This window comes from Butyrivibrio sp. FCS014, assembly GCF_000526935.1.
In the GTDB taxonomy this organism is placed as follows: domain Bacteria; phylum Bacillota; class Clostridia; order Lachnospirales; family Lachnospiraceae; genus Butyrivibrio.
Window position 1 is genome coordinate 1 of record NZ_JAHA01000013.1, and the last position, 18,978, is coordinate 18,978.

An 18,978-nucleotide genomic window follows, 5' to 3' on the forward strand; every position below is an offset into this window, starting at 1 on the left:
ATTACCACACCAACAAGCAGAACTACAATCATGCAATGGGAACCAAGGAGGGTGGAAACATCCTTATCATGGGCGGCTGCGGACCTATGGGTTCTGGCGCCGTAAGCTATGGACTTCGTTTCGAGAACAAGCCCAGGAGAATTGTTGTAACAGATCTTGATGACGCAAAGCTTAAGAGAGCTGCCAGCGTTATCAGCCCTGAGTTTGCAAAAGAGAAGGGTGTTGAGCTCATCTACTTCAATTCATCAGGAGCTGATGCAGAAGAGAAGCTTATGGAGATCACAGAGGACCACGGCTACGACGACGTATTCGTATATGTTCCCGTAAGAAGCGTTGCCGAGATGGGCGACAGGCTCCTTGCTTTTGACGGCTGCATGAACTTCTTTGCAGGTCCCACAGACAATCAGTTCAAGTCTGAGATCAACCTGTACAATGCACATTACACAAGCACACATATTCTGGGAACCACCGGCGGCAACAACGACGACCTTCTTGAGGCCCTTGAGCTTTGCTGCAAAGGGAGAGATCAACCCTTCCGTAATGGTTACACATATCGCGGCCTGGACAGCGTTGCTGAGACAACCTGCAATCTTCCCGGAATACCCGGCGGCAAGAAGCTCTGCTATACACAGATCAACATGCCTCTTACTGCAATAGATGACTTTGAGAAACTGGGAGAGACAAATCCTCTGTTTGCGAAGCTTGCAGTTTCCTGCAAGAATCACGCAGGTCTGTGGAATCCCGAGGCTGAGAAGATTCTTTTCGAGCACTTTAATGTTGAGATATGAAGATCATCGAATATGTTATAACTGACCCCGAGGGCGTACATGCATTGCCCGCAGGCGGTCTTATAAAACTGGCAAATGCTTTCAACTGCTCCATTACAGCCAAGGGCAACGGCCAAAGTACGGATGCCAAGCATCTCTTTGGCCTGATGAGTCTGGGTATCAAAAATGGCCAGACTCTGACCCTTATCTGCGATGGCGCGGATGAAATAGAGGCTGCAAAAGCATTGGAGAGATATCTTAAGGATAATCTCTGATGACGCCAATGTAGCCGACCCTTAGTATCCTTTTTTCCTCTTTGTTGAACCACTGATTTCGGGCTTACATTCCTCTTTTAAACTCCCGAAGTTAGTGGTTTAATATTTATATGTCAAACTTCGATATCAAGGAAGAACTGAAAAAACTCCCCAAGAATCCCGGGGTCTACATAATGCGCGATGCCAACGACACCATTATGTATGTGGGCAAAACCATCAACCTGCACAACCGTGTAAGGTCTTATTTTCGTTCCAACATAGGGCGCGGACCTCAGATAGACATGATGGTCAAGCAGATCGCCCGTTTTGAATATATAGTTACGGACTCGGAGCTGGAGGCGCTGGTTCTTGAGAACAACCTCATCAAGGAGCACTGTCCCCGCTACAACACCATGCTCAAGGATGACAAGACCTATCCCTACATAAAGGTCACCGTATCCGAGGCGTTTCCCCGTATACTCTTTTCCCGTCTTATGAAAAAAGACAAGTCCAGGTACTTCGGCCCTTTCACCAGCGCAGCCGCAGTCAAGGACACCATTGAACTTATAAATAAACTCTACGGCCTTCGGACCTGCAACCGCTCTTTGCCAAAAGAGATAGGTGCTGAGCGCCAATGTCTTAACTACCACATGAAGCAGTGCTGCGGCCCCTGTACAGGCAACGTTTCACAGGAGGAGTACAGAGCAAGGATTGATAAGGCGCTGGAGTTTCTCGGGGGCAATTATTCTCCTATTATAAAAGACCTGGAGCAGAAGATGGAGGCGGCATCCGAGGAGCTGGACTTTGAGAATGCTGCCAAGTACAGGGATCTTCTTGCCAGTGTTAAGGTGGTTGCCCAGAAACAGAAGATGACGGATTCCTCCATGGAGGATAAAGATATAGTGGCCATCGCCGCGGATGACAAGGATGCGGTGGTCCAGGTGTTCTTTGTCAGGGACGGAAGGCTTATCGGCAGGGAACACTTCTACATGACACATGTGTCGGAGAATCCCAAGGCGGAGATCCTCATGAACTTCGTCAAACAGTTCTATGCGGGAACACCTTTTATCCCAAGGGAACTGATGCTGCCTGAGGTCATTGATGATATGGAGATCATCGAGAAAGTGGCTGACCCAGCGCAAGGGAAGCCGCGTGTATATCACCGTTCCCGAGAGGGGCCAGAAGGAGAAGCTCATGGAGCTTGCGGCCCAGAACGCCGAGCTGGTGCTCTCCAAGGACAAGGAGCGCATCAAGCGCGAAGAGGGCAGGACAATCGGTGCCGTCAAGGAGATTGAAAACCTGCTTGGTATCAAGGGCCTTGAGAGGATGGAGGCCTACGATATCTCCAATATCAGCGGTTTTGCCAACGTGGGATCCATGGTGGTCTACGAGAAGGGCAAGCCCAAGAAGAGTGATTACAGAAAGTTCAGGATAAAGACTGTGTCCGGACCGGACGATTACGCCTGCATGCATGAGGTGCTCACAAGGCGCCTTCTTCACGGCATAGAGGAGAAGCATGAGCTTCAGGTCAGGGACATTGATGCAAGATTTGGAAGTTTTACCAGGTTCCCGGATCTTATCCTTATGGATGGCGGACGTGGACAGGTCAATATATGTCCTTAAGGTTCTTGAAGAGCTTGGGATCAATATTCCTGTCTGTGGAATGGTCAAGGACGACAACCACAGGACAAGAGGTCTTTACTTTAATAATGTAGAACTTCCCATCGACACCAGGTCCGAGGGCTTTAAGCTCATAACAAGGATCCAGGACGAGGCCCACAGATTTGCCATTGAGTATCACAGATCCTTAAGGAGCAAGGCCCAGGTAAAGAGCTCTCTGGATGACATTCCGGGCATCGGCCCCCGCAAGGCGCAAGGCTCTTATGAAGAATTTCAGGTCCATAGAGGAGATAAGGCAGGCTTCAGTGGAGGAGCTCTCCAAAGTGCCTGAAATCCCCGAAAATATAGCACAGCAGATATACGACTTCTTCCGTCAGGATAATTGAAGAACCCGTATTTCTATGATATTATGTGGTTTGATGTTGGAACCAAATAACACCAAGGAGGCTCAGCATGTCGAGTGTAAGTTTAAAAACTATCATTGAAAAAATGAAGCTTGAAAATCTTACTCCTGAGATAGATGTCAAGAAGATCAGGATAACCCAGCCGGATATCAACAGACCGGCCCTTCAGCTGGCAGGATACTTCGAGCACTTTGAAGCGTCCAGGCTTCAGGTTATCGGATTCGTAGAATATACCTATATGGAATCTTTCCCCCAGGACAAAAAGGAAGATATGTACAGGGAGTTCCTTTCCTTTGATATACCCGGCGTGGTATTCTGCAGGGAACTTGCTCCGGATCCTACTTTTATAAAAATAGCTGTCGAGGAGAAGGTCCCCGTATTTATAACCAAGAAATCAACTTCCGCTTTCATGGCGGAGATCATCAGATGGCTCAACGTTAAGCTTGCTCCCTGCATTTCCATCCACGGAGTGCTGGTGGATGTCTACGGCGTAGGCGTTCTCATCACCGGTGAGAGCGGAATCGGTAAGTCGGAGACAGCCATCGAGCTTATCAAGAGAGGACACCGTCTTGTGTCCGATGACGTGGTAGAGATAAGACGTGTCAGCGACGAGACGCTGATCGGATCTGCTCCCGATATCACCAAGCATTTCATCGAGATGCGCGGTGTTGGTATCATCGATGTTAAGACCCTTTATGGTGTATCAAGCGTTAAGGAAACACAGAATATTGACCTGGTCATCAAGCTTGAGGACTGGGACAAGGACAAGGAATACGACAGACTCGGTCTTGAGGAGGAGTACACAGAGTACCTTGGCAACAAGGTGGTCTGCCACAGGATCCCTATAAGACCCGGAAGAAAACCTGGCTGTTATCTGTGAGTCGGCAGCAGTTAACCACAGACAGAAGGCCATGGGCTACAATGCAGCTCAGGAGCTGTATAACCGTGTACAGAACTCACTGGCAAGAAGACGCAGTGAAGATGATGATGATGAGTGATAAAGCAGACCAAAGTCAATGAGTCCTGTGCTTGCACAAAGGACTCATTGACCTTGGGATGCGAACATACATGAGGAAGTAGCACGACAGTGCGGATTCCGAATGTATGTAGGATTGCGAGAGCGAAGCGGAGCAATCCGTTATCACGGAGTATACAGATTACATACATATTGAAGGGAGAATATACCATGGCACGTTACGTATTTGGCGCAGACGTTGGAGGAACAACAGTTAAGATCGGCCTTCTTACAGAGACCGGCGAGAAGGTGGATTTCTGGGAGATCCCCACAAGAACAGAGAATCACGGAGAGAATATCATTCCTGATATCGCGGACTCCATCAGAGCCAAGATGAAGGAAAAGAATATAGAAGACACCCAGGTTGTAGGTGCAGGTATCGGTGTTCCCGGTGCCGTAAACGCTGACGGTGTTTGCCATCAGGCAGTTAACCTTGGCTGGGAGAAGGTAAATGTTGTAAACGAACTTCACTCCAAATTGAAGCTCCCTGTTAAGGCAGGAAACGATGCCAACGTAGCAGCCCTCGGTGAAGCCTGGAAGGGCGGCGGACAGGGTTATCCCAATATGCTCCTGGTTACCCTGGGAACAGGTGTAGGCGGCGGAATCATCGTTGAGGGCAAGATCCTCAACGGCGCAAAGGGATCAGGCGGAGAGATCGGACACCTTCACCTTGTTGACGATGAGCCCGAGACGTGCGGCTGTGGCAACCACGGATGCTTTGAGATGTATGCTTCCGCTACAGGTGCAGTAAGGATTGCAAAGAGAGTTCTTGCAAAGACTGATGAGGACAGCGTACTTCGCGGCAAGGATTTCGAGTGCAGAGACATCTTTGATGCAGCCAAGGCAGGAGATAAAGTGGCAAAAGAGATTGCTGATCAGTACGGATACTATCTTGGAAAGGGAATCGCAGCAGTTGCTTCTGTTGTAAACCCTGAGATCATCGTTCTTGGCGGCGGAGTTTCAAAGGCAGGAGATATGCTCTTTGATCTTCTTATGCCCAGCTTTAAGGAATTTGTATTCCCTGGCTGTGCTGATGCTAAGTTCGCACTTGCAAAGCTTGGAAATGATGCCGGCGTATACGGAGCAGCCAAACTGGTTTGCGGTTGATGAGGTCTACAGTACTTGAATAAAGAGATCATTGAACATCTGGGACAGATTGTCTCAGAAGAAAACATATTATTAAACGAACCCATGAGCAGGCACACCACCTTCAGGACCGGTGGGCCTGCCGCCTTATTTGTAAAACCGGGAGATTTGGATCAGCTGCAGGGCATCATGAAGCTCGTGCGGAATCTGGAACTCCCTTATTTCGTTGTGGGAAACGGAAGCAATCTTCTGGTGTCCGATAAGGGCTTTGATGGAATAGTCGTCTCCTTAGAGCGCTTTTGCGAATTAAGACTTGAGGGAGAGAGCAGTATTTATGCTGAAAGCGGAGTACTGAATTCAGCCATTGCCTCTTTTGCCAGAGATAACAGTCTTACCGGCTTCGAGTTTGCAGCCGGGATACCGGGAACCATTGGCGGCGCAATGATCATGAACGCCGGGGCCTATGACGGAGAGATGAAGCTCATTACCAGAGAGGTTACTGTCCTTGATCCCAAGGGCGAAGTTATGACCATCAGCAACGAAAACATGGAATTTGGCTACAGGACCAGTGCCATCAAGGGAAGGGGACATATCGTTCTGTCTGTTATCCTTGACCTTGCAAAGGGAGACTCCGAAGCCATTTCTGAGAGGATGAAGGAGCTGGCTTTAAAGCGCAAGGAGAAACAGCCTCTGGAATATCCAAGTGCCGGCTCAACCTTTAAGAGACCCCAGGGCAATTTTGCGGGCAAGCTCATAGAGGAAGCGGGGCTTAGGGGCTTTAGCGTTGGAGATGCCTGCGTTTCCGAGAAACACTGCGGCTTCGTGGTAAACAAGGGAAATGCCACTTCTGCACAGGTCTACGAGCTTATAGGTAAGGTCCGGGAGAGGGTTTTTGAGAATTCCGGAATCATGTTAGAGCCTGAAGTTATCATGGTTGGTGATTTTCAAGAAGGAGCATCACTATGAGATTTGTTATAGTAACGGGGATGAGCGGCGGCGGTAAGGCCACAGCCATTCATATGCTTGAGGATGCGGGATTTTACTGCGTTGATAATCTTCCCGTGTCCCTTATAGAGAAGTTCACGGAGCTTATTACCATGCCCGACAGCGGTATAACCAAGGTTGTTCTTGGTATTGATGCCAGAGCGGGGCAGAGCTTTGAGGGTGTTGCCGGAATCATTGATTCCATGAAGGAGAGGGGTATCCCCGTGGAGATCCTGTTTATGGATGCCAGCGACGCCGTACTTATAAAGAGATACAAGGAGACCAGAAGGATACATCCCATGAATGCCGCCGGAGACAGGCTCGAAGACGGCATTGCCAAGGAGAGGGAGGTTCTTGCCGAGGTTAAGAAGAAGGCGGACTATGTTATCGATTCCTCCAACCTTCTTACCAGGGAGCTCAAGGGTGAGTTGGACAGGATCTTCGTCCACAATGAAGAGTACAACTCGCTGATGGTGAACATCCTTTCCTTTGGTTTTAAGTACGGTATTCCCTCTGATGCGGACCTGGTGTTTGATGTCAGGTTCCTGCCAAACCCCTATTATATAGAGGATCTCAAGCATCAGACCGGCAACGACAAGCCGGTGCAGGACTACGTCAAAAGTTTTCCTGAGTGCGGAGAATTTGTGGACAAGCTGGAGGATCTTTTGAAATTCCTGATCCCCGGCTACATCAAGGAAGGCAAATACCAGCTGGTGGTGGCCATAGGCTGTACCGGTGGTCAGCACCGAAGCGTCACCATAGCTAATGAGATATATGAGAAGCTTAAAGGGTCTGATGGTAAGTTCGGACTTAAGCTCTCTCACAGAGATGTTAAAGAGGCACGTTGAGAGATGTCTTTTTCTACAGAGGTAAAAGAGGAACTGGCAAAACGCATAGGTACGTCCCGCCACTGTCAGCTGGCAGAGCTTGCTGCCATAGTGACAATGGCCGGCTATGTGGGACCCGACGAAAGCGGCAATACTGCGCTGTTTCTGCAACCTGACGACCCTGCTGTACTTAGAAAGTTCTTTACATTATTAAAAAAAGCATTTAATATAGTTACTAGCATTTTGGAGGAAAACGGCGAGGTCCGCTATAATGGGCGCATTTACAGGCCGGTGCTCCTTGATGCGGCGCAATCGGAATCGATTCTTAAGGCGATCCGGGTCATGGATTCGGAGGGCAGGATCAGAAATCTTGAGGATGGAGTCAATCCCATGGTTACGAAGAATTCCTGCTGTAAAAGGGCATTCCTTCGAGACGCTTTTTTATGCAATGGTTCCATCAGTGATCCAAACAAGGGTTATCATCTGGAATTTGTCTGTTCCTTTGAGGGGCAGGCGAGACAGCTTCAGGAGCTGATCGAGGATTTTGATATCGAAGCCAGGATTGTGCTAAGGAAGAAATACCATGTCCTCTACATCAAGGAGGGCGCAGGTATTGTTGATCTTCTTAATATAATGGAAGCTCCCGTGAGTCTTATGAATCTTGAAAATCTCAGGATTGTGAAGGAGATGAGGAATTCCATTAACCGAAGGGTGAACTGTGAAGTTGCTAACATAACGAAGACTGTCAACGCTGCAACCAAGCAGATCGATGACATCACATACATCAGGGATCATTACGGCTTTAACAAATTGCAGGAGAGTCTCAGGGATATGGCTGAAGTGAGACTGGAACATCCTGACGCAACCCTTTTGGAACTCGGTAAATACCTGGATCCGCCGGTAGGCAAATCGGGTGTGAACCATAGGCTCAGAAAACTGAGTGAGCTTGCTGATCGTTTAAGATCTTAGAGGAGGATATTATGATCACAAAATCTATCGAAATCAAGTTGCCCAGAGGACTTGAGGCCAGACCTGTTGCTGAGCTGGTACAGCTTGCCAGCAGATATGAGAGCACAGTACACATTGAGGCTCAGTCCAAGAAGGTGAACGCTAAGAGCATCATGGGGATGATGACTCTGAGCCTTTCTTCAGGAGAAGCTGTTACCGTTATAGCTGACGGCAGCGACGAAGAGTCAGCTGTTGCCGGTGTTGAGAATTTTCTTCAGGGATTGGCTAATTGACCTGCGCTGTATCGCAAAATAAAAAAAGCCCCTAAAAAGGGAGGATGCCAGGTAAGCTTCCTTACCTGGCATATTATGAAAAAGTTTTATTTGGTATTGTCTTAACTCATCTGACAATATTATATTAACAAGCCTTTATGTCTAAAAGATGATTTGAAGTAACCATTCTTTTAATTAATTGTAAACAAATTGTTAACGCTGAAAAATGGGTTCTGCCCCGTTTTTTAGCGTTTTTTAATCACTAATCCGTTGAGTAGTTACTGTCATAATGATAGAATTATGATATGAAAGTGTTGAAATCTTGGAAGAACTGGATTTTTATACTTCTGTGTGTCGGCATTGACTATTGTGGAAGAAGCCTCGCATCGATGTATGAAGCTCCGGTTTGGTTTGATGCTGTCGGAACCATTATGGTGGCCATCAAACTGGGCCCAGTAGCCGGAGCTTTATGTGGTATTCTTTTCAACCTGGTCATCTCCTTTGGAGACCCTGTCGCACTGCCTTACATGCTCGTATCCGCCGGGATAGGAGTTGCTGTTGGTATGCTTTATCCCAGGGAGGACAGGGATTACTTCGGATTCATTTCTGCAGCCGTTCTTTCCGGAGTGGTTGCGGCTCTTATATCAACTCCAATTAATATAATAATGTATGGCGGAAGGACAGGAAATGCTTGGGGCGACGGGCTTATAGACAATATCGCCCTATATATGGATATTCCTGTTCTTAATTCTTTCCTGGGTGAGGCTTTTGTAGATATACCCGATAAGGCCGTTTGTATTATTGTCGCTTCAGGGCTGCTCAGAATAGGCCGCTTTATTTTTAAGAAGAGAAAAAAGACAGCTGCTGCGCTTATTCTGCTTCCGGCTCTTTTGATGTCTCTTTTGACCGGATCACGTATCTATGCGGCCGATTTCGGCTCGGAGTATGCCGGCAATCTCTATAATGCGGATACCGGACTTGAATCAATGGAGATCAATGCCATTGCCCAGACCAAGGATGGATACATCTGGGTTGGGTCTTATGCCGGGTTGTACCGGTATGACGGTTACAGATTTTATCCGGCGGATATCGATTCCAGGATCAAGAATGTTACCGCGCTGTTTGTGGACAGGAAGGGTCTTCTGTGGATAGGAACCAACGACAGCGGCGTTGGCTGCTATAACTGCGATACCGGAGCCGTAAGATTTTACAATGTCGATCTGGGCCTTCCCGCCAATGCCATAAGGGCTATTACGGAAGACAATGAAGGCAATATATATGTTGCCACCATCAAGCAGCTTAGCAGGATCACTCCCGAGGAAGAGATTGAAGTTTATGAAGAGAACAGCTTCATGAGCTTTAATAAGCTCAGTGCCAGCGGGGATACGGTTGCCGGGGTAAAGAATGACGGAAGTCTTGTGATATTCAGGGACAGGAAAATACTGTATGTTCTTGCCGGGGACTATACCGTTGTGACAGCAGAGGAAGAGGGAAACTATATTGTCGGAACCAGCACCAATCTTACCGGTAAGATATACATTAAGGATAACTCCACGGATCTTTTATCCAAGAAGTATTGCGGAAGTCTGACGTATTTCAACGACATTCTGTATTCCAAGGAGTTCAAGGGATATTTTGTGGCCTGTGAGAACGGACTTGGCTTCATCTCCGACAAGGGGACAGTGACGGATCTTTCCGATGACAATTTTGACAGCTCCGTAGTCAATATACTTATAGATTATCAGGGCAATGTATGGTTTGCCTCCAGCAAGCAGGGCGTTAAGAAGTATTCCTGGAATCCCTTTGAGGACATCTTTTCCAGGGCAAAAGTAGATGAAGACGTGGTAAACAGCGTTATCGTCAAGGATGGACTTCTTTACGCAGGAACGGGAAACGGACTTGTTACCATCGATCTGAAAACTTATTACTCCGTTCCCATACCGCACCCGGAGTATCTTAAGGATGTGCGGATCAGGAACATCATGTGCGACAGCAAGGAGAATTTGTGGTTCAGCACCTACGGGCCCCACGGACTTATTGAAATGAAGCCTGACGGGACCATACAATATTTTAACTCCAAAAACGGAAACGCTGAGGGAGATAAATTCAGGTTTACCAAGGAACTGTCGGACGGAAGGATAATTGCCGGCAGCAACGTGGGGATTACCCTTATCAATAATGATAAGGTCATCTGGAAGATTGGTGAATATGAAGGCATAAAGACCCAGCCTCTTTGCGTGGTTCAGAAGGACGACGGCACATATCTTGTGGGCTCTGACGGTGACGGTATCTATGTTATTGAAGGCGGAAAGCTGGTTAAGACCATAGGCGTTGAAGATGGGCTTATGGCCCTGGTGGTTATGAAGATCGTTCCTTGTAAGGGAGGTTTCATCTATGTCACCAGTAATGCACTTTACTATGACAACGGCCATGAGATAAGAAGGCTGGAGAACTTCCCCTACAGCAACAACTATGATGTGTTCATCTCTAACGATGAGAAAGCCTGGGTAATGTCCAGCGGAGGCATCTTTGTGGTTGACGAGAGGGACCTTCTTAACGATGGCAACTACAATTATATGCTCCTTAACAGAAACAGAGGACTTCAGACTTCAATCACCTCCAATGCAAGTTATGCACTTAACGGTGAGAGGCTCTACATCCCATGTATCGATGGTGTAAGGCGAATATCCACCGTCAACTATGATAATTTCAACAGTGAGTATGAGATCAGGATTTCCAGGCTCAGTGTGGGAGATGAGGAGATCATTCCGAAGGATGGGGTTTATCACATTCCCGCCACCTCCTCCCGTGTACAGTTTGATGTTGCCGTTATGAATTACACTTTGTCCAACCCGCTGATACACATGTATCTGGAGGGGGCAGATGATGAAGGTATAACCTGTAATCAGAAGGATATGGAGCAGCTGTCCTTCACGAATCTGCCTTACGGAGATTATGTATTCCATGTGGAAATCCTTGATGCCTCGGGTAATATTGTTGTAAGGGACGAGGCCTTCCCTGTGACCAAGGAGTCACAGATTTTTGAGCGCACTTATTTCAGATTGTATCTGTATGCGGTCTGCTTCCTTCTGGTTCTGTACATCGGTTGGGCAATAGGCAACATGGTTGCCAAGCTCGGCAATGTCCAGCGCCTTCAGAAAGAAGCAACAATTGATCCTCTTACGGGACTTCTCAATAAGAGAGGCGCCAGGGAGGCTATGTCCGTGGCCTGCAAGGAGGGCGAAGGAGTACTGGCTGTACTGGACCTGGATAACTTCAAGCCCGTAAACGACCTGTTTGGCCATGACATGGGCGACAGAATCCTCATCGATCTGGCAAGGATACTTAAGGAGAATGCCGGAAACGAGGATATTCTTTGCAGGATCGGCGGCGACGAGTTCGTGGCATTTTACAGGGGCATCGGAGAACAGCAGCTGGAAGCCAGAACTGAAAACCTCAACACGCAGCTTATGACCATGGCAAAGCGGAATCTTGGTGAGAACATGAACATTCCTCTCGGTATCTCCATAGGCGCGGTTAAGGTAGCAAGCGAGGACACGTCCGACTATGATACACTGTTCAAAAAGGCTGATAAGGCTCTTTATATAGTAAAGAACTCCGGTAAGCACAGCTATATTCTCTATGATGAAGAGCTTTTTGCCGGGGAGGACTCATCCAGAGCCAATGCTACGGGAATTGCGGAAGTCAGGACCATCCTTGGAGAGAGAAATAAATCCAAGAAACCCTATAAGGTTGAGAACACCAAGCTTCGAGAGATATACAGGCTGCTGGTAAGACTTGGCGACAACTCCGTCATAAATTCTGTACTGATCCATTTCACAGTTACCGGAGAAGATGGAAAAGAGATAAATCTTGATACAATGGTTGAGTTTGGCAAGATTATCTCCGAGAGCCTGCGCTGCACTGATGTATTTACCATAGACAACAATACTGCGCTGGTGATTATTACCGACACAGACCAGGATGATGCTAAGATAATAATAGAAAGAATAGAAGAAAGGTGCAAAGAAGAGCCTCTGCTTAAGGGCTATCAGATCACCTATGAAAAGGAGATGCTTTAATTGCTAAGGACGGTTGTTTTCCTTTTGGATGAAAAGGACCGTGAGGCCACAAAGCTAAGCGGCGATATCTCTGAAACAATGAAGTATATTAAGGACTGCGGCTATGATTCGGCCGCAGTCTACGCCTGTAATGGGGAACTGCCGGAGCTTTCCGGCTTTGACAAAACCACTTCTCTTGTGATCACTGACCTTGCGGCCGCGGGAAAAGAGCTGCTGGATGAAGGCTATTACGTAGTGGGAATGCAGGAGGGGATCGGAGCCGATTTCTCTTTTCCCGAAGCAAAGTATATATTCAGCGGCATAACGGACGTGGAGATGGATTCCTTCGTGAAGGTCTACCAGCGCTACGCCGGGGAGCCCTGGGAGCTTATGAGGACGAAGCGCCTTGTAATAAGGGAGACCACGGTTGAAGACGTGGATGAGTTCTACAAGCTCTATGCGGACCCGGAGATGACAAGGTACATGGAGGGGCTCTTTGAGGACCCGGAGGATGAAAAGCGCTACCAACGGGACTATATTAAGAAGGTCTACGAGCTTATGGGCTTCGGAGTCTGGACCCTTGAAAGGATAGAAGACGGCAGGATCATAGGAAGGGCCGGTTACTCGGTAAGGAACGGATTTGACCAGGTGGAGCTGGGATTCCTTGTGGGGATGGAATTCCAGAGACAGGGATATGCTCTCGAAGCCTGCAGCGCGATCCTTGATTACGGCAGGGACATACTGCAGTTTGACTCGGTGCAGACCTTGGTGAAGGCCGAAAACACCGCATCCGTCAGGATGTGCGAAAAGCTTGGCTTTGAAGTGATGGATGAAGTCAATGTCGAGGAGAACATTTACGGCAACGAATACAAGGGCGGGAAAAGAGCTGTTTCCGGAAATCCCAAGTTCGGCAGATACATCCGGATGATAAAGCACCTTTGATGTTATTTGATTTCGCTCAAAAATTTATGGTAATTTTTAGGTAATTCCTGTAATATATACCTGTACATCTAGTATTTTTGCGGAATAAACGGAGGAGAAATGGATTCGTTAGAAGTTTTTAGCTTAATCGCGGGACTGGTCGGTGGACTGGCCATGTTCCTTTACGGAATGAATGTAATGAGCGGTGGTCTCACAAAGGCAGCAGGCGGCAAGCTTGAGAGCGTTCTGGCCAGAGTGACGGAGCATCCCATCATCGCATATCTCTTTGGAGTTGGAGTGACTGCACTGGTTCAGTCTTCATCAGCTTCAACTGTCATGGTTGTGGGCCTGGTTAACTCGGGTATCATGACTCTTAAGCAGGCGGTAAACGTTATCCTGGGAGCTAACCTGGGTACAACATTTACAGCGTGGCTGCTTTCACTTAATGCCATCAGCAGTGACAATTTCTTTATAAATCTTTTAAAGCCCAAGTCCTTTACGCCTTTTCTGGCACTTGTGGGTATTGCTCTTTACATGTTTTCCAAAAATGACAAGAAGAAAAACATCGGAACAATCCTTCTTGGATTTTCTGTGCTTATGTTCGGAATGAGCACCATGTCCGATGCGGTATCTCCCCTTAAGGACGTGGAGGGATTCAAGAGAGTTCTGACATCCTTCAGCAATCCTCTTCTGGGATTCCTTGTGGGCATTCTTTTTACAATGACTATTCAGAGCTCCGCCGGAACCATCGGTGTATTGCAGGCTCTTTCACTTTCGGTCAAGATCAAGTACGATGTGGCAATTCCCGTTGTCATCGGTGCTGAGGTAGGTACCTGTATCACAGCTATCCTCTCATCCTTCGGTGCCAACAAGAACGGTAAGAGAACTGCCCTCATGCATCTGTATTTCAATGTCATAAAGGCAACCACCTTCATGATCCTGTTCTATGCAATCCACTCCGTTGTGAACTTTGCTTTCATGGACAGTCAGATCGGCATGGTGGGAATCGCCGGAATACATACACTGGTGAACCTGGTGGCAACACCTCTTATGCTGCCTTTCTCGGAGATCCTTGTTACTCTGGCTCTCAAGACCATTCCCATCGACGAGGCGGAGAAGAGAGAGCAGGAAGACCAGCAGGGTATCAGAACTCTGGATCCCAGATTTCTTTCAAACCCGCCCTTTGCTCTTGAGCAGGCCCGTCAGGCAGCCATCGTAATGGCTACCATGAGCCACGATGCCATGGCGAAGGCGATAGGTCTTTTGACCGAGTTCGATGAAAAAGAGGCAGAGGAGGTGGACTACCTTGAGAGAAAGGTGGACACCTACGAGGACCAGCTGGGAACCTACCTCATGCAGATCAACGCCCATCACCTTGGCAACAAGGACAGCCATACACTATCAGTGCTGCTCCACTGCATCACCGACTACGAGCGAATCAGTGACCATGCCCTCAACATCATGCAGAAGGCCAGAGGCATGAGCGAGAACAAGCGTAAGTTCTCTCCCAAGGCACAACAGGAGATGGATATTTTCTCCAAGGCCGTTATGGAAATTGTGGAGCTGTCACTTCAGGCCTTTGAGAATGAGGATGTTAAGGTGGCCAAGTCCATTGAACCTTTGGAGGAGACCATCGACACCATCAACATGGAGGTTAAGCGCCGCCATGTAAGAAGACTTCGCAAGGGCAAGTGCACCATCGAGCAGGGATTTGACCTGTCCGATATCGGAACCGATTTCGAGCGTGTGGCCGATCACTGCAGTAATATCGCGGTAGGTCTCATCGAGGTGGATGAGGATGCCTATGATGCTCACGGTTACATCCAGCAGCTCAAGGCCGACAAGGGCAAGGACTTCGAGAAGGCCGTTGAGTTCTATCAGAACAAATATCTGCTTCCTGCAGTAAAGTACTAATAATTCGGGGATTGTGTTATGAATATCAGAAAGCTGAACAGGCTGGATACTCTCATTGAGAAACAGAGGGAGTCCGGCCGCCTTCAGGGTGCTGCCATCTTAGTGGAGCACAAGGGCAAAAGAGTTTACGAAAACCACTACGAACCAGACAGAGAGGACAGCATCTACAAGATCTTCAGCATGACAAAACCTGTTACGGCTGTGGCCGCCATGATGCTCTATGAGCGCGGCGAGTTGGATCTTATGAGCAAAGTCAGTGACTATCTGCCCGGCTTTGAAAAATGTAAAGTGGTTTCTTCCGAGGGCATTCGCCCTGCAACTACGCCGATTTTGGTAAAAGATCTTTTGAATATGACCTCCGGTATCGTGTATGCCGGAGAACTTTTTGGTGAGGCCGAAAGGCTGATGTCCAAGGTTTGGAAGGAAGCCAGAACCCAGAGGGAATCAGGCATCCTGAAGAACAATGTGGACGTGTGCAACAAGCTTGCTGAGGCCGGTATCGCCTTTGAGCCGGGAGAAGCCTTCAGATACGGACAGTCCGCGGATATCATGGGCGGTGTTATCGAGGTCATCTCCGGAATGAAGTATTCGGAGTTCCTTAAGAAGGAGATTTTTACTCCCCTTAACATGGAGGATACGGATTTCAAGATCGGAGAAGGCAAGGAGTTCAGACAGGCAGTTCTCTACAGAAGGGATAAAAGCGGAAGAGCAGTAAGGGCAGAGGACGACGTAAGGCGCCGTCTTCAGATGGAGAATCCCTCAAGGGAGCCCTGGTTTGAACAGGGTGGTTCCGGACTGTATTCCACAGCCAATGATTATGCCCACTTTGCGCAGATGCTCTTAAACCGCGGTTCATACCACGGCAAGGAGCTCATCGGCAAGAAGACCATGGAGTTTATGGTAACTCCCCAGCTTACGGATCTGCAGAGGCAGACTCTGGACTTTGAGTCCTGCAAGGGCTATAACTACGGCAATTATTTCAGGGTTCTCACTGACCCCGCCGCAGGCTGCAGCAACGGAAGCGTCGGTGAGTACGGCTGGGAGGGCAAGGCCGGTTCCTACTTCTTCGTGGATCCCACGGAGGAGCTGATCTTTATCTACATGCAGCAGATAGAGGGCGGCTACGACCACAGCTTTTTAAGAGGGCTTAAGCAGATAGTATACGGAGCAATTTAACAATGGAATTTGAATATATCGAGAAAAAAGAAGAAGGTAAGTTCATTACCAGATACGACCTGCACTACAAGACCAGCGACAATCAGGAAAAGGTCTACGAGATGATAAGCAGGGACAGGAACATCACAAGCTTTGAGCAGCTTCAGAATGAGAAGGAAGACGCCGTTGCTCTCATCATGCACGATGAGACCGGGGAGAAGATCCTTATCAACAAAGAGTACAGGATGGCCATGGGAAGATGGATCTACAATTTCCCTGCGGGCCTTATCGACGAAGGGGAGACTCCCGAGCAGGCTGCAAGGCGTGAGCTCAAGGAGGAGACCGGACTTGACATCATCAGGATCGACGAATGGTGGGGCACCTGCTACAGCGCCATCGGTTTTTCAAATGAGAGGAATGCGTGCTGTGTGGGCGTAGCCGCCGGCTCTTTTTCCAAGAGCACATCAACCCAGGAGGAGATCACTGCCGGCTGGTATACCAGGGAAGAGGTAAAAGAGCTGTTGGCAACCGAGGCCTTTGCGGTCAGGACCCAGGCGTATTGTTATATGTGGATTAAGAGCTGATGGGAATGAGAACAGATAAGAACGCGCTTATAAGTCTTATGGGCCACTCCGTTCATGAGACCCTGAAGAAGAGCAGCTATCTCTTCAGGGAAGGTGAGCCGGCGGAGTCCATATTCATAATCAAGAAGGGCAGGATAAAACTTTGCAGATTTGATTCTCTTGGCAGAGAGCAGATCGTCACGATCCTTACCGACGGAGATATGATCTGGGAGGGGATGCTGCTGGATGGCAGCATTTATCCCTATTCTGCAGTGTGCATTACCAGCGCCTCCATTTACAGGATCCGCAGGGATGACTTTGTGAAGATGGTCAATGACCCCGATGCGGCCATGAGTACCATCATGCTCCTTAGTAAAAAGCTTCACGATGCCAACGAGAGAAATATGCTTTTGTCCACCAAGGATCCCATGGCAAGGCTTGCAGGATTTCTCATGTACAGAGTGGACAGGAGCGAAGACGACGATGTGGTGCTTAAGCTGGATGATATTGCGGCCAGCGTAAGCCTTAGGGCGGAGACGGTATCAAGGAAACTCCGCGAGATGGAAAAAATGGGATTTATCGAGAGGCTGGGCCATGCAAGGCTTCGGGTCCTTGACAGGGATGCCCTAAGAGATATTTACGTATCTCAGTAATTTTGGGGTGGAAGCCCCTACTCAATTGTGCTAAAGTAATAATGCATTACAAAATCTCCTAAAGAAAGGTGGTGGTTTTTATGAAGTCAGATCCTCATATATGTGGCAGCGATTCTGCTCCCGGTCGAAGTACCATAAAAACCATACCGAAAGGAGATTATCATGGAAATCGAAGAGGAGAAAGTCCTTGCTGAGGAGCTGAAAGAGCTCCTTGACAGCAGACAGTACACCAAGCTTCGCCAGACAATATCCGACATGAACACCACAGATATCGCTACCGCCATGAGTGAATTGGAGGAAGAGGATTCTCTTAAGATGTTCAGGATTCTGCCCAAAGATATGGCAGCTGACGTTTTTGCAGATCTGGAAGCTGATGTACAGCAATATATTATCAGGTCCATGTCGGACCGTGAGGCATCCAACGTAATTGAAAATCTGATGGCCGATGACGCTACGGACATTCTGGAAGAAATGCCCGCCAGCGTTGTTAAGCGTATTCTGGCCAATGCAAGCCCTGAGACCAGGGCTGATATCAATCACCTTCTGCAGTATCCTGAGGATTCCGCCGGTAGTATCATGACGGTGGAGTATGTGGACCTTCGGGAAGATATGACCGTAGGCGACGCAATTGACAGGATAAGGAAGAAGGGTGTTGATTCCGAGACCATCAATATCTGCTATGTTGTGACTAAGCAGAAGGTGCTGGTAGGAACCGTAGCACTGAGGTATCTGCTTATTATGGAACCCGGTGAGATCATCGGTGACATCATGAACACCAATGTCATCAGTATCAACACCATGACCGACCAGGAAGAAGCCGCAAGAATGTTCCAGAAATACGGTTTCACCGCCATGCCGGTCGTTGACGCCGAGTCCAGGATGGTCGGTATCATCACCATCGATGATGTTGTGGACATCATGGAAGAAGAGGCCACCGAGGATATCGAGAAGATGGCAGCTATCGTGCCGTCTGACAAGCCCTATCCCAGGGTTGGTATTTTTGAGACCTACAAGAGCCGTATCCCTTGGCTTCTGTTCCTGATGGTAAGTGCCACCTTTACAGGCGCCATCATCACAGGATTTGAAGATGCGCTTTCCGCCTATGTGGTCCTTACCGCGTACATTCCAATGCTGATGGATACCGGCGGTAATGCGGGATCCCAGGCCAGCGTTTCCATCATCCGTGGTCTGTCGCTTAAGGAGATTGAGTTCGGAGATCTGTTCAGGATCATCTGGAAGGAGATAAGAGTTGCGGTTCTGTGCGGTATGACGCTGGCTGCAGCCAACTTCCTGAAGTTGTTGTTCTTTGACAGGCTTGATATCGCAGTTGCTGCTGTTATCTGCCTGACACTGCTCATCGTAGTACTTATCGCCAAGATGGTGGGCTGTTGCCTGCCTATGCTGGCTTCGAGACTTGGCTTTGACCCGGCGGTTATGGCGAGTCCGTTTATTACAACAATTGTAGATGCGCTGTCACTTCTGGTTTATTTCAACATTGCTACCAATGCGCTGCATCTGGTGGGGTAGAAAACAG

At 48.3% G+C, this 18,978-nt stretch carries 13 protein-coding genes and 3 pseudogenes; all 16 read left to right on the forward strand.

Annotated features, from left to right (window positions below; genetic code table 11):
• Positions 1 to 788 (forward strand): annotated as a pseudogene (locus T456_RS0111670) (zinc-binding dehydrogenase); the annotation flags it as partial.
• A complete protein-coding gene (locus T456_RS0111675) occupies positions 785 to 1,042 on the forward strand; it encodes an HPr family phosphocarrier protein (RefSeq protein WP_024866164.1) in 258 nt (85 codons plus the stop codon). The pseudogene T456_RS0111670 and the gene T456_RS0111675, both read left to right, overlap by 4 nt.
• 110 nt (positions 1,043 to 1,152) lie before the next feature.
• Positions 1,153 to 3,027: pseudogene (gene uvrC / locus T456_RS24135) on the forward strand (excinuclease ABC subunit UvrC).
• A gap of 67 nt (positions 3,028 to 3,094) precedes the next feature.
• Positions 3,095 to 4,043 (forward strand): annotated as a pseudogene (gene hprK, locus T456_RS20035) (HPr(Ser) kinase/phosphatase).
• 188 nt (positions 4,044 to 4,231) lie between these two features.
• Positions 4,232 to 5,167, forward strand: a complete 936-nt coding sequence (locus tag T456_RS0111690) for an ROK family glucokinase (protein WP_024864355.1) — start codon at positions 4,232 to 4,234, stop codon at positions 5,165 to 5,167.
• A 15-nt stretch (positions 5,168 to 5,182) separates the two neighbouring features.
• Complete coding sequence (gene murB, locus T456_RS0111695; RefSeq protein WP_024864354.1) at positions 5,183 to 6,112, forward strand: UDP-N-acetylmuramate dehydrogenase; 930 nt, start codon at positions 5,183 to 5,185, stop codon at positions 6,110 to 6,112.
• Entirely contained in the window at positions 6,109 to 6,978 is an 870-nt protein-coding gene (gene rapZ / locus T456_RS0111700; protein ID WP_024864353.1) for an RNase adapter RapZ, read from the forward strand. Before murB ends, rapZ begins: the two co-directional genes overlap by 4 nt.
• 3 nt (positions 6,979 to 6,981) lie before the next feature.
• Entirely contained in the window at positions 6,982 to 7,926 is a 945-nt protein-coding gene (whiA, locus tag T456_RS0111705) for a DNA-binding protein WhiA (RefSeq protein ID WP_024866288.1), read from the forward strand.
• A gap of 11 nt (positions 7,927 to 7,937) precedes the next feature.
• The gene (locus T456_RS0111710) at positions 7,938 to 8,198 is read left to right on the forward strand and encodes an HPr family phosphocarrier protein (RefSeq protein WP_024864350.1); all 261 of its coding nucleotides are present in this window, start codon (positions 7,938 to 7,940) and stop codon (positions 8,196 to 8,198) included.
• Positions 8,199 to 8,566: 368 nt separating this feature from the next.
• On the forward strand, positions 8,567 to 12,259 hold the full coding sequence (locus T456_RS0111715; protein WP_024866289.1) for a diguanylate cyclase domain-containing protein: 3,693 nt from the start codon (positions 8,567 to 8,569) through the stop codon (positions 12,257 to 12,259).
• Entirely contained in the window at positions 12,260 to 13,180 is a 921-nt protein-coding gene (locus T456_RS0111720) for a GNAT family N-acetyltransferase (RefSeq protein WP_024866290.1), read from the forward strand. It abuts the gene before it with no gap.
• A 99-nt stretch (positions 13,181 to 13,279) separates the two neighbouring features.
• Positions 13,280 to 15,073, forward strand: a complete 1,794-nt coding sequence (locus T456_RS0111725; protein ID WP_024866291.1) for a Na/Pi cotransporter family protein — start codon at positions 13,280 to 13,282, stop codon at positions 15,071 to 15,073.
• Positions 15,074 to 15,091: 18 nt separating this feature from the next.
• Positions 15,092 to 16,249: a serine hydrolase domain-containing protein gene (locus tag T456_RS20040; protein WP_024866292.1), complete on the forward strand. Its 1,158-nt coding sequence runs from the start codon at positions 15,092 to 15,094 to the stop codon at positions 16,247 to 16,249.
• 2 nt (positions 16,250 to 16,251) lie between these two features.
• Positions 16,252 to 16,812, forward strand: coding sequence for an NUDIX hydrolase (locus T456_RS0111735; protein WP_024866293.1), 561 nt, complete (start codon positions 16,252 to 16,254; stop codon positions 16,810 to 16,812).
• Positions 16,813 to 16,817: 5 nt separating this feature from the next.
• On the forward strand, positions 16,818 to 17,444 hold the full coding sequence (locus T456_RS0111740) for a Crp/Fnr family transcriptional regulator (RefSeq protein WP_024866294.1): 627 nt from the start codon (positions 16,818 to 16,820) through the stop codon (positions 17,442 to 17,444).
• Between the two features lie 162 nt (positions 17,445 to 17,606).
• Complete coding sequence (mgtE, locus tag T456_RS0111745) at positions 17,607 to 18,971, forward strand: magnesium transporter (protein ID WP_035802026.1); 1,365 nt, start codon at positions 17,607 to 17,609, stop codon at positions 18,969 to 18,971.
• Positions 18,972 to 18,978 lie beyond the last annotated feature (7 nt).

Excerpts from the sequence above, each read along its gene's own strand:
- T456_RS0111675 (WP_024866164.1), top strand. The coding sequence starts at position 785 with ATGAAGATCATCGAATATGTTATAACTGACCCCGAGGGCGTACATGCA.
- T456_RS0111690 (WP_024864355.1), top strand. The coding sequence starts at position 4,232 with ATGGCACGTTACGTATTTGGCGCAGACGTTGGAGGAACAACAGTTAAG.
- rapZ (WP_024864353.1), top strand. The coding sequence starts at position 6,109 with ATGAGATTTGTTATAGTAACGGGGATGAGCGGCGGCGGTAAGGCCACA.
- whiA (WP_024866288.1), top strand. The coding sequence starts at position 6,982 with ATGTCTTTTTCTACAGAGGTAAAAGAGGAACTGGCAAAACGCATAGGT.
- T456_RS0111710 (WP_024864350.1), top strand. The coding sequence starts at position 7,938 with ATGATCACAAAATCTATCGAAATCAAGTTGCCCAGAGGACTTGAGGCC.
- T456_RS0111715 (WP_024866289.1), top strand. The coding sequence starts at position 8,567 with ATGTATGAAGCTCCGGTTTGGTTTGATGCTGTCGGAACCATTATGGTG.
- T456_RS0111725 (WP_024866291.1), top strand. The coding sequence starts at position 13,280 with ATGGATTCGTTAGAAGTTTTTAGCTTAATCGCGGGACTGGTCGGTGGA.
- T456_RS20040 (WP_024866292.1), top strand. The coding sequence starts at position 15,092 with ATGAATATCAGAAAGCTGAACAGGCTGGATACTCTCATTGAGAAACAG.
- T456_RS0111735 (WP_024866293.1), top strand. The coding sequence starts at position 16,252 with ATGGAATTTGAATATATCGAGAAAAAAGAAGAAGGTAAGTTCATTACC.
- T456_RS0111740 (WP_024866294.1), top strand. The coding sequence starts at position 16,818 with ATGAGAACAGATAAGAACGCGCTTATAAGTCTTATGGGCCACTCCGTT.
- mgtE (WP_035802026.1), top strand. The coding sequence starts at position 17,607 with ATGGAAATCGAAGAGGAGAAAGTCCTTGCTGAGGAGCTGAAAGAGCTC.